The 13,841-nt window shown below is 67.2% G+C and carries 11 protein-coding genes; 5 read left to right on the top strand and 6 right to left on the bottom strand.

From position 1 onward, the window contains the following. Nucleotides 1-96 precede the first annotated feature (96 nt). A complete protein-coding gene (locus tag NN4_RS32475; protein ID WP_371865783.1) occupies nucleotides 97-1,746 on the top strand; it encodes an alkaline phosphatase D family protein in 1,650 nt (549 codons plus the stop codon). A 614-nt stretch (nucleotides 1,747-2,360) separates the two neighbouring features. Then, nucleotides 2,361-3,122 carry an alpha/beta fold hydrolase gene (locus NN4_RS32470; protein ID WP_186818739.1) on the top strand — a complete coding sequence of 254 codons (762 nt, stop codon included), beginning with the start codon at nucleotides 2,361-2,363 and terminating at the stop codon, nucleotides 3,120-3,122. Nucleotides 3,123-3,132: 10 nt separating this feature from the next. On the opposite strand, the gene NN4_RS45300 is transcribed toward NN4_RS32470, so the two are convergent. The 3 genes from NN4_RS45300 to NN4_RS45295 all read right to left on the bottom strand — a co-directional run bounded on the left by NN4_RS45300 (nucleotide 3,133) and on the right by NN4_RS45295 (nucleotide 5,541). Next, nucleotides 3,133-3,444 (bottom strand): hypothetical protein, encoded by a 312-nt coding sequence (locus tag NN4_RS45300; protein WP_186818738.1) that lies wholly within the window; start codon nucleotides 3,442-3,444, stop codon nucleotides 3,133-3,135. Nucleotides 3,445-3,928: 484 nt separating this feature from the next. Beyond that, entirely contained in the window at nucleotides 3,929-5,098 is a 1,170-nt protein-coding gene (locus NN4_RS32460) for a phosphotransferase family protein (RefSeq protein ID WP_107657975.1), read from the bottom strand. Nucleotides 5,099-5,322: 224 nt separating this feature from the next. After that, on the bottom strand, nucleotides 5,323-5,541 hold the full coding sequence (locus tag NN4_RS45295) for a hypothetical protein (protein WP_186818737.1): 219 nt from the start codon (nucleotides 5,539-5,541) through the stop codon (nucleotides 5,323-5,325). Nucleotides 5,542-5,949: 408 nt separating this feature from the next. Here NN4_RS45295 and NN4_RS32455 point away from each other — a divergent pair, with 408 nt between their 5' ends. Further along, nucleotides 5,950-6,837 carry a hypothetical protein gene (locus tag NN4_RS32455; protein ID WP_246181200.1) on the top strand — a complete coding sequence of 296 codons (888 nt, stop codon included), beginning with the start codon at nucleotides 5,950-5,952 and terminating at the stop codon, nucleotides 6,835-6,837. Between the two features lie 238 nt (nucleotides 6,838-7,075). On the opposite strand, the gene NN4_RS32450 is transcribed toward NN4_RS32455, so the two are convergent. Further along, nucleotides 7,076-8,044 carry a DUF389 domain-containing protein gene (locus NN4_RS32450; RefSeq protein WP_186818736.1) on the bottom strand — a complete coding sequence of 323 codons (969 nt, stop codon included), beginning with the start codon at nucleotides 8,042-8,044 and terminating at the stop codon, nucleotides 7,076-7,078. A 73-nt stretch (nucleotides 8,045-8,117) separates the two neighbouring features. Beyond that, the gene (gene aspS, locus NN4_RS32445) at nucleotides 8,118-9,923 is read right to left on the bottom strand and encodes an aspartate--tRNA ligase (RefSeq protein ID WP_147139404.1); all 1,806 of its coding nucleotides are present in this window, start codon (nucleotides 9,921-9,923) and stop codon (nucleotides 8,118-8,120) included. Between the two features lie 315 nt (nucleotides 9,924-10,238). Here aspS and ypfJ point away from each other — a divergent pair, with 315 nt between their 5' ends. Then, a complete protein-coding gene (ypfJ, locus tag NN4_RS32440) occupies nucleotides 10,239-11,165 on the top strand; it encodes a KPN_02809 family neutral zinc metallopeptidase (RefSeq protein ID WP_147139403.1) in 927 nt (308 codons plus the stop codon). Between the two features lie 114 nt (nucleotides 11,166-11,279). Then, nucleotides 11,280-11,813 carry a hypothetical protein gene (locus NN4_RS32435; protein ID WP_147139401.1) on the top strand — a complete coding sequence of 178 codons (534 nt, stop codon included), beginning with the start codon at nucleotides 11,280-11,282 and terminating at the stop codon, nucleotides 11,811-11,813. An 821-nt stretch (nucleotides 11,814-12,634) separates the two neighbouring features. Here the strand turns inward: NN4_RS32435 and NN4_RS32430 are convergent. After that, nucleotides 12,635-13,841 (bottom strand): hypothetical protein (locus NN4_RS32430; RefSeq protein ID WP_147139399.1); only part of this gene is annotated, 1,207 nt, incomplete at its 5' end.

Here is a 13,841-nt window from a genome sequence, read left to right as displayed (position 1 = left end):
GCCGCGTGGGCCGCCTCAATGTTCCGTTCGGCGATCTGGGCGGTGTGCGGCGAGCCGATTTGCGTGTCGACCGCACATCGGATGTGATCAATACTCGTGGCTGAAAACACGGTCGTTTCAGATTCTCCGTTCGGGCCCTTCGCGCGGCGCACCCTGCTGAAAGGTGGCGCGGCTGCTACCGCGGCGGCGGTGCTGAGCGCGGCTCCGGCGCGAGCGGCGAGTGCGGTTTTCCGGCACGGGGTCGCCTCTGGCGATCCGTTGCCGAACGGGGTGATCCTGTGGACCCGCGTCACCGTGTCCGACGAGGCGACGCCCGGCTCAGGTGTGGGCGAATCGGCAAGTGTGCGTTGGGAAATCGCTGAGGACGAGGGGTTCGGTAGCGTCGCGGCGTCCGGGAACGTCACGGCCGCAGCGACTTCCGATCACACCGTGAAGATCGATGCCGCGGGCCTCGCGCCGGGTCGCGAGTACTTCTACCGGTTCACCGCCCTCGGCGAAACCTCGCCGATCGGCCGAACCCGGACCGCCCCGGCGCTCGGCGATTCGCCGGAGCGCCTCCGCTTCGGGATCGTCTCCTGCGCGAACTGGGAGGCCGGATACTTCGGGGCCTACCGGCATCTCGCCGCCCGCACCGATCTCGACGCCATCGTGCACCTCGGCGATTACATCTACGAGTACGGCCGCGGCGTGTATGGCGGACGCAATGGCACTGTGCGGCCGCATGATCCGGCGAACGAGATCGTCAGCCTGGCCGACTATCGAATCCGGCACGCGCAGTACAAGACCGACCCCGACCTGCTCGAGCTGCACGCCCGCCAGCCGTTCATCTGCACTTGGGACGACCACGAATCCGCCGACAACTCGTGGTCCGGCGGTGCCAACAACCACAACCCGGCAACCCAGGGCAACTGGCAGGACCGCCGCGCCGCGTCCGCGCAGGCCTATCTGGAGTGGATGCCGGTGCGCGCGCAGGGTTCCGGCGCGGAGGTGCAGATCTACCGCAGGCTCCGTTTCGGCACGCTCGCCGAGCTGTCCATGCTGGACCTGCGCAGCTATCGCGACCAAGAGGCGAAGCCCGGCGCGGGCTGGCGCGAGGCGGACAACCCCGCACGCACCATCACCGGAAAAGCCCAAATGGACTGGCTCACTGCCGGTTTGGCGTCCGCGCCGGTGCGCTGGAAGCTGGTCGGCAATTCGGTGATGATCGCCCCACTCGTCTTCCCGCCGCTCGAACCGGCCACCACCGCCGCCATCACCAGCACCCTCGGCCTCCCGCAGTCCGGCCTCACCATCAACGGCGACCAGTGGGACGGCTACACCGCCGACCGCCAGCACCTGTTTCGCACGATCACCGACCAGCAGATCTCCGACGTCGTGTTCCTGACCGGCGACATCCACACCTCCTGGGCCGCCGACCTCCCCGTCGACGCCGCCAACTACCCCGCAGGCGCCACCGCAGGCACCGAATTCGTCATCCCCTCGGTCACCTCCACCAGCATCGGCGACCTACTGAAGCTCAACTCGGCCCCCATCGCGGACTCGATCCGAAGCGTCAACCGCCACCTGCAGTACACCGAACTGGACTCCCACGGCTACGGCGTACTAGAGGTAACTTCCGAACAGACCCAAATGGACTGGTTCTACCTCATCGACGTCACCGACCCGAACTCCGCTGTACGCCACGGAACTTCGCTCGCCGTCCGATCCGGCGGACGCCTCGAACCGCGCTCCACACCGGCAAGCTGACAGTCCGCGCGGTGCGGCCACCACACTGACAGTCCGCGCGGCTAGCCCCGGCACACGGACAGTCCACTCGGCAAGCCCCGCCACGCCGACTGGCTGCGCGGCGCGGCCGACTGGCTGCGACAGAACTTCGCTGGCCTGTTCAGACAGGTGGGCGCCTCGATCCTCGTTCCACGCCGGCAGGCTGAAAGTTTGTCCGGCAAGCCCTAAGTCGATGGCCGCAGTCTGACAAAGCGACACCGGCGCGCTGACTTGTGGCAAGCCGACACCGCGAAGCCACCACATTGCCAACCACCGGCATCGAACGAGGCGGGTTCGCTTTCTGTCCAAGGACAGATCAAAGGACGAGGGCTGGGTCTTTGGTAGGACGACACCGTGTTGACGGATGCGCGCATTCGCGAGACGTTCCCCGGGTCCTGAGCTGTCACTGCTGACCTGGCTTCCGTCGGATCAACCAGAGGCCTTGCGTGGCAGGTCGATCGGACGGTTTCCGCTCGGAAACGCGAGCCGTGCCGGAGGAAGCTCAACGGACACCACAGCCCCGAGGTTCGCACCGAGGCGGGGTTGACGATCGGTACGCTCATCCGGCTTTCGAACAGTCGATGAAAGGAATCAAGGTGCCTATCGCACGCAGCAACGGACACAAGATCGCCTTCGACGTGGTCGGGGACGGGCCGCCGCTGGTGCTGCACCCCGGCATGTTCCAGGTCGGCGCGCACTGGACCGACGCCGGATACACCGCGGTCTTGGCGGCGACCCACACGGTGATTACCGTGGACCCACTCGGTCTCGGCGGCAGTGACAGCCCGCGGGATCCGATCGACTACGCACTGGAGCGGCGAACCGATTACGTGACCGCGGTGCTCGACGAGGCCGGCGCGGATCGGGCCGCGTACTGGGGCTATTCGCTCGGCGCGCTGACCGGATTCGCTGTCGCCGTGCACGCACCCGAGCGTCTCACCAGGCTCGTCGCGGGCGCCTTCGACCCGATCGATGGATTCGGTTCGGCCCTAGCCCTGATGCGCGGCCAACTGGGCTTGCCCGACGACGCCGATGTGTACCCGCTGATCGAGCAGGGATCCACCGCCGATCCCGCGCTCGCCGCCGTGATCGAAGCCGCAGACCCGGCGGCGCTGCGCGCGAACTACGCGGCGTTCTCCGCCGAGCCCGGCCTGCATGACCGGTTGGCCGAGTCGCCCGTCCCGATGCTCCTCTACGCAGGCACCGGCGACATCTGGTACCAGCCGATGCGGACATTCGCCGAACGGACCAGCACGACGTTCCTGTCGATACCCGACCACGACCACATCACCGCGTGGAGTAATGCAACGGAGGTGCTGCCGCGCGTTTCACCGTTCCTCGCCGGCGATCTGAGCTGACCGTGCGGCGTTACTCGCCGCCGCCGCCCCCTCCACCGCCGCCTCCGCAGCCACCACCACCGCTGTCGCCACCGCCACCGCAGCCACCACCGATGCCGATGCCCGCGCCGCCGGCGGCCCAGCCGCGGGAACCTTTCTTGCGGCGCCGACGGTTTCGACCACCACCGGGAAACTGTCCGCTCAGCTGGGTGCCTGCCTGTTGGGCGCGGGTCAGGGGGTTTCCAGGTTCGTGGCGGTCCGCGTTGCGGCGGCGGATGACCAGGATTGTGAATGCGGCGGCAAGGATGGCCAGCACGGCAATCGCTGATAGCAGGTAACCCATGATGGCCCCCTCGATCAATTCCGACGCTTGAAGTCGGACTCTTACGCATTGTGCCATTTATTATCGGCCCGTCGCTAGCGCAACTTTCGGGGGCGACCCGCGTGATTCGCCGCAGCGCCAATCCAATTCAGCGACGCTGCCACTCCTGGCAACGCCTAGAGGTCACCAACCGCCGAGCGGGACTGGCGGCACTAGACCGCGAGTGGACCCCCGGGCTGTCCCGTTCGGCGACTACTCGTCCAACAAAGCCGTTGCCACCGCGGACTGAAAGGTGTCGGCCTGGCGCTGGTGGCAGCACACGTGACGAGCCGACCGTCACGTGCCACTCACCCGACAACCACAGCGCAAACCACCAAAGGCTTCAACACCGAACCCAAGTCATCTCACTTGACGTAAGTTCCGCACTCTTGACGCACGCTGCAACCTCAGTCAAGAGCGCGGAATCTACGTCAAGTCGGCGGTACGGAACGGTGGTGCGTTCCAGCTACTCCGACCAGCGTTCTTCCAGCATCGCTGAGACGTCTTCGGCGAAGTCGCCGATGATGTCGTCGCCGGTGCAGCGGGCGTCTTCGGCCAACGCGGCCCAGCGGTTGATCAGCGCTTCCGAGCGTGGCACGGACATGCCGTGTTCGCGCGCGGCTGCGATGCGGGCGTGGTCTGCGGGGAGGAACCAGTATGTGGACAACCAGACCCAGATGAGGCGAGCTTCGAGGATGCGCTCGGACATCAGCTCGTCGTCGGCCAGCGCGGGCCACACGCCGACCACTTCGGAACGCCAAGCTTCGACCATCTGCCTGGCGCGTTCCCTGGACAGTTCGAAGTCGCACAGGCAACCGGGGAACGACACCAGTGCGTAGGCGATGTCGAGGGTGGCGTCGCGGAACCCGCCCCACTCGTAGTCGAGGAAGCGTGCGCCTTCCTCGTTGAGAATCACGTTGTCGGGGCACAGATCCGACGGACTGAACGCGCGGAATCGCCCGGCGGAGAACAGTCGGTTGCCGCGCACGATCCGTTCGGCGATCTCGCCGGGCACCTCGATGCCGAGTTCACGCTGCAGCAGTCCGGGCACCTCGGCGATCGCGGATTCGGCCTGCTGGGCAATGCCGTCCACGCGATGCACCACGTCGACGCGGCGCAGCAGGGCGACGAAATCGGCTTCGCGGCCGACGGTGGCGGCGTGCATACGGCCGAGCGCCTGCGCGAACGCCATCATCCCGTTCCTGGTCGCCGGTTCGGCGCCGGACCGCAACATCTGAGTGAGCAGCGAATTCTCGCCGAGGTCACTGAGGATCAGCAAACGCTCAGGCAAACTGTGCGCGATCAGGTACGCGCCCGGTCGCTGTTCGCGGCTCAGGGCGGTGGTGAACTGGTACGAGACCGCTTCACGGAGGAACGCGGAATCGATGCTGGCGACTCCGGGCGCGAGACCACCCGTGGTGCGGTCCTGCGAGTGTCCGCGAACTTGTTTGACGATGAGCGTTCGCGGCAGCGAGTAGGGGTTTTCCGCTACACGCACACGGAGAACCGTCGTTCTACCACTACCGCTGAGTTCGATCGGATCGCTCAGCTTTACCGGAGCACCCATTCGCTTTGTGAGCAACTGTTGCGCTGCGGACACGACTTCGGCGGCGCGTTCGGCCAATAGTGCGGTCATCGCCCTTCAAGTTACTCGCATCAGGTCACTTCTAGCGAGCGGATACACAACCTTTCCGCGTCGTTCGGCGTGTCTCTCTCGAGGTTACGGGACGGACGCCCGTTGCTTGACACGATTGCACCCGTCAGGTTTTCTCATCGTCAACTGCTCTGCGCCACACCGCAAACCAGTTGAGTGGAAAGGTCTATGGCATGACCGGCACACCGCCTCCCCCGCCCCACGCATCAGCTGGCGACCCTCCCGAGCACGGAGACGACGAACGCCGCGCGGCGCAACAGGGCCAGCACGAAAGTCACCCACCGCAGCCGCCGGGCACGAGCACCGAGCACGGCAAGCACGAGATGGCGGGGTCGGCCGGGTACCCGCAGTTCGAAGGTCCGGGTGCCGCGCAGTACGGCAGCGAACCCGTCGAGCCACCGCCGCCGGTAGCGCCGCCGCAGCAATCAGCACATCCTGAGCAAACGGCGCAGCCGAGTTACGGTGCGCCAGGGACCGGACCCGCAGCGGAACCCGCGGGTATGCCTCCGGGGCCAGGGTCCGGGGCCGGTGCGGCATCCGCGGGTATGCCTCCAGGCGCTACGCCACCATCAGGCGCTGGGCCGCAGGGAGCGATGCCCTCGCAGGGGAACGTGCCGCCGGGATCGCTGCCGCCACAAGGAAATATGCCGACCGGCTCGCCACAACAAGGAAACATGCCGTCGGGTTCCATGCCATCGCAAGGAAACGTACCGCCGGGTTCCATGCCGCAAGAGGGGACATCGCCAGCCGGATCGCTGCCGCCACACGGCAACATGCCGTCGGGATCACCACACCAAGGAAACGTGCCAACTGGATCACCACCGCATGGCACCATGCCACCCGGATCCACGCCGCAACAGGGCATGCCACCCGGATCCACGCCGCAACAGGGCATGCCACCCGGACCCATGCCGCAACAAGGCATGCCACCCGGCTCGATGCCGCAGCAAGGCACCATGCCACCGGGATCGATGCCGCCACAAGGGAACGTGCCGTCCTACGGTGCGCCACCACAAGGCGGCATGCAACAACCGGGCATGCTGCCCCCGCAGGGAACACCACCCACCTACGGCTACCAGCAAGCCGCCGCTTCCGCCCCCGGCACCCTCGATGTGGGCCAGGCGCTCAGCTACGGCTGGGAACGGTTCCGCTCGAATCCAGGGCCGTGGATGGGAGTGATCGCATGCGGGTTGGTCATCTACCTCGGCTTCGTGCTCGTCGTGCAACTCACCGACCCCACGACGTTGCTGCCGGTACTACTGATCTTCCTCGCGGTACTCGCCGCCGTCTGGCTGCTGCAAGCCGCCATGGTGCGCGGCGCACTCTATGAAACCGACGGCTACAAACCGCATTTCGGTTCGTACTTCCGTTTCGTGAACGCCGGCAATGTGCTGATCACCGCCCTGCTGGCGTTCCTCCTGACCGTCATCGGTGCAGCGCTCTGCCTCGTGCCCGGACTGATCGCCGGCATCCTGTGCATGTTCTCCCTGCACTTCGTCGTCGACCAGAACGAGGGGCCATTCGAGGCGATCAAGTCCAGCGCCACGCTGGTGGTCACCAACATCTGGCCGGTGCTACTGCTTGCCCTTTCCGTCCTGTTCGTCACCTTCGTCGGTGTTCTACTGTGCGGCCTCGGTTTACTCGTTGCAGGACCCGTGGCAGTCATGGCAGTCACCTACGCCTACCGCACCCTCACCGGAGGCACCGTCTCCCCTCTCTAATCCGCCACATGTCGGCGTAAGCCGCACGCACAACCCGGCAGCCGCACAACTTTTGATGTGGCGCACACGAAATTGCATGCGATTCCATGTGCGTCACATCAGAAAGTGTGCGGCTGTGCTCCTGCGGTCGGGGTAACCGCTTGGTGCGCGGCAGATCGACCGATGACGGAACGCGCCGCTTTGACATCCAGCCCCTGCCCCACTGCAGATTGACCGGTGCGGTTACGGGGCCGTGGTGCTACTTCTCAACCAACGAGCGCATACCGATCCACCGCTTGAAACGTTCCATGGGACCGGACTCGTTTCCCGCCCGAGGCCGCAGCGCAAGCACTATCACACCGGCCGTAACGATGCCCGCCAGGTTCACCGCGAGCTGACCCGCGGACATGAACGCCGCGTTCCACTCCCCCAAAGTGGCTGCGACGACGGCGAATCCGGCAGCGGGCACAGTGGTCACCGAGATGAACACACCGACCAGCGCCGCCGATTTCGAGGTAACCAGCGACAGCATGCCCGCCGCCCCGGCCAGCAACGCGACGACCAGCGAGAACGGCCCTACCTCATAGATGAAGTCGACGTTGGGCAGGCTCTCCACGCCGTTCAGCTTGATCCAGCCGAACTGTTCCCACATCAACGTTGCGAACAGCGTGATCACCATCGCTATCGGGAACCCGACAGCCAACGCGATCGCGGATCGGCGCGCGAGCCGAAAATCCCTGCGCACCATGCCGACCGCGAACGCGGCGAGCGGACCGAACTCCGGCCCGACCACCATCGCTCCCACGATGGTCACCGGAGAATCGGTGGCCACACCTACCGCGGCAAGCAGGCAGGCGATGGTGAGGAAGGCGATGAACGTCGAGTTGAGTGTCGACTCCTCTTTCGTCTGCGCGAGCAGTTCTTCCCACACCACCGCGTCGGTCGGATCGCCCGGCGCCGCCTTGACCGCCCGGTCTCCCGCTTCGGACAACACGGTCTCGACCGGGCCGAGGGTAATGCCGCCGGATTCGCAGATCCCGAGCGCGGTCACCTCGGCCAGCACCTCGTTGGCGGCCTCGCGCGCGACGTCGGCCTGGATCAGGTCGCCGACGGGTTCCACCGCGACGCCGCGAGCCAGGGTCACATGGGTGGCCCCTGGATTCGCGGCGAGCACGGCCAGCACCTTGTCGGTGGTGTCCGACGGGCTGATCATGCGCAGATGCAGCAACGGATCCCCTCGTGGTCAGCGTCGCCCGGCGGGTCGACGGATCGAAACTGTCCAGAAGGTACCGTTCCCACCGTTATTCGGCGGGCTTGTCCGCCTTCGCGTCGGCCTTGTCGCCCTTGGACGCGGGCTTGGCGTCCAGCCCCGCCTCCTTGCGCTGCTGCTCGGTGATCGGTGCGGGCGCGTCGGTGAGCGGGTCGACGCCGCCGCCGGTCTTCGGGAACGCGATCACCTCACGGATCGAGTCGAGCCCGGCGAGCAGCGCGACGATGCGGTCCCAGCCGAACGCGATGCCGCCGTGCGGCGGTGCGCCGAAGGCGAAGGCGTCCAACAGGAATCCGAACTTCTCCTGCGCCTCCTCCTGGCTGATGCCCATCACCTTGAAGACGCGCTCCTGCACATCGCGGCGGTGGATACGGATGCTTCCGCCGCCGATCTCGTTGCCGTTGCAGACGATGTCGTAGGCGTAGGCGAGCGCGGAACCGGGGTCGGTGTCGAAGGTGTCGACGGACTCCGGCTTCGGCGAGGTGAACGCGTGGTGCACCGCCGTCCAGGCCGAATGTCCAAGTGCCACATCGCCACTCGCGGTGGCCTCGGCGGCGGGCTCGAACATCGGCGCGTCCACGATCCACACGAACGCCCACGCGTTCTCGTCGATCAGCCCGACCTTGCGGGCGATCTCGCCACGCGCCGCACCGAGCAGCGCGCGCTGCGCCTTGGCCGGGCCTGCCGCGAAGAACACGCAGTCGCCGGGCACCGCGCCGACGTGCTTGGCCAGCCCGTCGCGCTCCGCGTCGCTCAGGTTCTTGGCGACCGGGCCGCCGAGCGTGCCGTCCTCGTTGATCAGCACATACGCCAGACCCTTGGCGCCGCGCTGCTTGGCCCACTCCTGCCAGGCGTCGAGCTGACGCCGCGGCTGGCTCGCGCCGCCCGGCATGACGACCGCGCCGACGTACGGCGCCTGGAACACCCGGAACGGCGTGTCCTTGAAGTACTCGGCGCACTCGGTGATCTCGATGCCGAACCGCAGGTCCGGCTTGTCGGAACCGAAGCGCCGCATGGCTTCCGCGTAGGTCATGTGCGGAATCGGGGTGGGGATGTCGTAGCCGATCAGCTTCCACAGCCCGACCAGGATCTGCTCGGCGAGCAGGATCACATCGTCCTGGCGCACGAAGCTCATCTCGATGTCGAGCTGAGTGAACTCGGGCTGGCGGTCGGCGCGGAAGTCTTCGTCGCGGTAGCAGCGCGCGATCTGGTAGTAGCGCTCGATGCCGCCGACCATGAGCAGCTGCTTGAACAGCTGCGGGCTCTGCGGCAGCGCGTAGAAGCTGCCGGGCTGCAGGCGCGCGGGCACCAGGAAGTCGCGGGCACCCTCGGGGGTGGAGCGAGTCAGCGTCGGCGTCTCGACCTCGACGAACTCGTGGTTCGCCAGCACCGCGCGGGCGGCGGCGTTCGCCTTGGACCGCAGCCGGATCGCGTGCGCCGGGCCTTCGCGGCGCAGGTCCAGGTAGCGGTACTTCAGCCGGGCTTCTTCGCCGGGCTGCTCGTCCAGCTGGAACGGCAGCGGCGCGCTCTCGTTGAGCACCTCGAGCTCGGTGACGTTCACCTCGATGGTGCCGGTCGGCAGCTCCGGGTTCTCGTTGCCGTCCGGGCGCAGCTCTACCACGCCGGTGACGCGCACGCAGTATTCGGCGCGGAGCCGGTGGGCCTGCTCGGCCGGTTCGCCCTCACGGAACACCGCCTGCGACACACCCGACGCGTCGCGCAGATCGATGAAGATCACGCCACCGTGGTCACGCCGCCTGGCCACCCATCCGGTGAGGGTCACGGTCTGACCGGCATGCTCGCTTCGCAGCGAACCAGCCAAGTGGGTGCGCAGCACAAGGTTCCTTTCGACGACTTCGCACCGGCAGGCAATGGCCAGGTGCGGTAGTCATCGTAGCCAGCCCGGCCGCTGAGCCGGAAACCGATATCCATGCTGTTCACCTCAGTCGCGACGGCGTGGGTCCGCCGTTCCCGCTCGATCCGTCCGCCACGTCGATTCCGCTGCGCCGCTCACCGGTTGAATCGCCCGGAACGTGGCATCCCGTCCTCGTAGCGAAACACGTCCGCCGGGTGGAAACAGACCTCGCCCCGCCTGTGTCAAGCTTTAGACCACGCGGCGCCCGTGCAGGCGACAACACAGAGAGCGACGACGATGACCTTCAACGAGGGCATGCAGATCGACCCCGACCGGGTTTCGGTAGGTGGCGGACCGGGCAGGGGCGGCAAAATCGCGCTGGGGGGTGGTGCGGGCGGACTGATCGTGCTGGTGCTGGCACTGCTGCTCGGCGGCGATCCGGGTTCGTTGATCGGCGATCTCACCGGCGCCCAGGACTCCCAGGTGGCACAGGCGCCCGGTGGTGGCTTGCCGGAACACTGCACAGACGGAGCGAGCGCCAACAAATACGTCGACTGCCGGGTCGCGCTCACCATCCAGAGTCTGGACTCGGTGTGGGCACCCGAACTGCCGAAGCAGACCGGCCAGCGTTATGTGGAGCCGAAGGTCCGGATGTTCTCCGGCGCCATCAGCACCGGATGCGGCAATGCGACCAGCGCGGTCGGCCCGTTCTATTGCCCGGCAGACCAGTCCGCCTACTTCGACGTCAGCTTCTTCCAGGAGCTCGTCGACCGCTTCGGCGCCAGCGGTGGACCGCTCGCCCAGGAGTACGTGGTGGCGCACGAGATCGGCCACCACATCCAGAACCAGCTCGGCGATATCGACCGCGCCCAACGGGATCCGCAGGGCGCGAACTCCGCCGCCGTGCGCACCGAACTGCAGGCCGACTGCTACGCCGGTCTCTGGGCGCACTTCGCGGACAAGACCCCGGCGCCGGGCAGCAACCAGCCATTCTTGAAGCCGCTGTCGGACAACGACATCCGCGACGCGCTCTCGGCCGCGTCGGCCGTCGGCGACGACCGGATCCAGCAGGCGTCCCGGGGACGGGTGAATCCGGAGGCTTGGACGCACGGGTCGTCGGAGCAGCGGCAGAAGTGGTTCCTCACCGGGTACAAGACCGGTCAGGTCAAAGCTTGCGACACCTACTCTGCGCCGAGTGTGGACAACCCGCCGGCACTGCGCTGACCGGTCGGATTGCCCAACACGCCAACGGTATTCGCCACGCGCGGATTTGACGCTCCGCTGACATCCCTGTGCGATGTCAGCGGAGCGTTTTCATCGATACGGAGGTTGCGAACTATGCGACAAACGAAAGCCGCACTGCTGGTCGCCATGCTGACGCTCGCGATCAGCACCGGAACCGCGGCAGCCGACCCGCCCGATCAGCCGGCGGCGCACGGTCCCGTCTCCGCTCCGCTGGCGCTGCTCACCCTCACCACCATCCCGAACGGCTGGCAGACCCGCATCGACCTCCGCCCCCAACTCGAGGTATCCGGTGACGGCCGCGCCGTCAAGATCCCCGATGCCGTTGCCGCGGAACGACATCCGGACAGCCCACCGCAGAAGGTCAACGGCCACATCCCACCCGAGGTCCTCACCGCCGCCCTGGCCGAAACCCGAGCCCTCGCCGCCGTCGACTTCGGCATGCCGACCATCACCGACCAGGGCAGCCAGATCATCGACCTGATGCCACAGGCCCCCGAGGAAGACGCCCACCTCATCGTCTACGCCCCCGACTCCACCGAAGGGCTGTCCCCGGACCAACAATCCGCCCGCAAGCGCTTCGCCGACCTCTACCGCAAGCTACTCGACGCCTTCATCCCCGTCCCCTGACCCGCGCCCGGCTCCGCCGAGCGGAACATGGCGACACCACTCGACTTCCCCACCATGTCCCGCTCGGAGAACCACGACCTCGTCAACTCCGCCGAACGGGACATAGCGAAGTCGCCACTCGACATTCCCCGCCACCGTGTCCCATTCGACCTCGCCAGCTTCACCGGGCGGGACATGACGGCAGCGCCACTCGACATCTCACGCCTCCACGTCCCGTTCGACCTCGCCAGCTCCACCCAGCGGGACATGACGGCCCCCGCCACTCGACACCTCGCGCCACAGCCCAGCTTTCGCACGCAGTCGGCGGCCCGCTCGACTTACCTGCGCCGAGCGGACATAGCGCTGGCCTCACTTACCCCTCCCCGCCACCACGCCCCATTCGACCTCGCCAGCTCCACCGAGCGGGACGTGACGGCACCGCCACTGGACATTTGCCGCCATCATTTCCCATTCGACTTCGCGAGCTTCACCGGGCGGGACACGACGGCGGCACCACTCGACATCCCACGCCGCCATGTCCCGCACGGCGAACCACGACCTCGCCAGCTCCGCCGAAAGGGTAATAGCGGCGGCGCCACTCGACATTCCTCGCCACCACGTCCGTTCGGTGAAGCACGGAACACCGGTTCGGCTTAACCTCCGCAGCACCGTATGGATGACGCTGCTGCGGAGCAGCTTCCCTACGCCGGCCGAGTATCCGGGTGCGGCCCAGCGATTCCGCGCAGCACAGCAACTTCTCGGGCCAACCACCCATAACGGCAAAGAGCCCGACCCGAGCAAACTTCCACTGCTCGAGCCGGGCTACCCCGAACGATGCGTTCCTAGAACTGATCCTGCTCGTAGTCGGAGCCGATGATCTCATCCGAGTGCGTCGCACCGATCACATCCGGCGTGGATTCACCGAGCGGACCGGTGAGATCGTCGTTCCCGGTGGCACTTTGGTAAGGCTGCACATTCCGCGAGTGCTCGTCCTCGTTGCGCTGACCGCCTGCAGCGCCGGGCGCACCCATGAAACCGCTGCCCGCGCCTGCCGCGGTCGTGCTCGGCGTGCCGGTCGAGGTCGGGCCGAAACCGGTGGTGCCGGGGACACCGCTGATCGATCGGAGCGGCGACATGCTGGTGCCGGGCAAGGCGGTGGTCTTGGGCATCGACGGGGTACCGGTGCTGGGCCGACTGCTCGGACTGCCCGTGCCGGTACGGCTCGACGGGCTGCCTGGCACACCGACCGGGGTGCCGTGGTTGGTCGTGCTCGGGCTGCCGGTGCTGTTCACCGAGGCGGGCGACGTCGAAGTCGGGGCGCCGGTGGACGAATTCAGGCCCGCGGCCTGCGTCGCCGTGTCCGACGCGGTCGACTGCGCCTGCTCCAGGATCGGCTGGCCGACGTTCTGGGCCAGCGCCTGCGCGATCTCCTGCGGTGCCGGACCGCCGCCGGGGGCGACCAGCTGCTGCACCATGCCGCTCAGCTCGCCGGTCTTGCCTGCGAGGTCACCGCGGGTGGCGTTGACGATGCCGACGGCTTGACCGAGGTGCTCGGTCGCCGACGCCATCAGCGTGGCCTGGGCGGGCGGGGTCAGGATGACCGGCGCCATGGCGGTCGCCTGCGTGGCGAACGACGAAGCGACGGTGAGCAATTGCGCGTTCCCCTGCTGTACCACCGCGGCGGCCCGCTGGGTGAGTTCGGAGATGTCGATGCCGCGCTTGCTGGTCTCCTGGCCTTCGACGTTGGCCTGCTGGCTGGTGGCCTGTGCGTTGCGGGCGGCCTGGCTCTGCCACAGCTGCTCGACGGTGGTCATGCTGCCCTTGCCGACCTGCATGGCCATATCGATGACCTTGGAGGACTGGCTCAGGATGGCGGTCGGGTCGAGCGCGCCGATGACGCCGGTGCCGAAGCTGCTGAGCAGGTCGAGGATCGGCTTCATCAACAGGTCGACGCCGGGCAGCGCGGGCACCGCGACGCCCTGCATGAGCGCGGAGACCGGGTCGGCGGGCAGTGCGGGCAGCGCGGTCGGGACGGCGGCGGCCGCCTGG

Source organism: Nocardia ninae NBRC 108245, from assembly GCF_007990755.1.
Lineage (GTDB): Bacteria > Actinomycetota > Actinomycetes > Mycobacteriales > Mycobacteriaceae > Nocardia > Nocardia ninae.
Note: the sequence above shows the minus strand (reverse complement) of the source record. Positions and strands in the feature narration are given on the sequence as shown.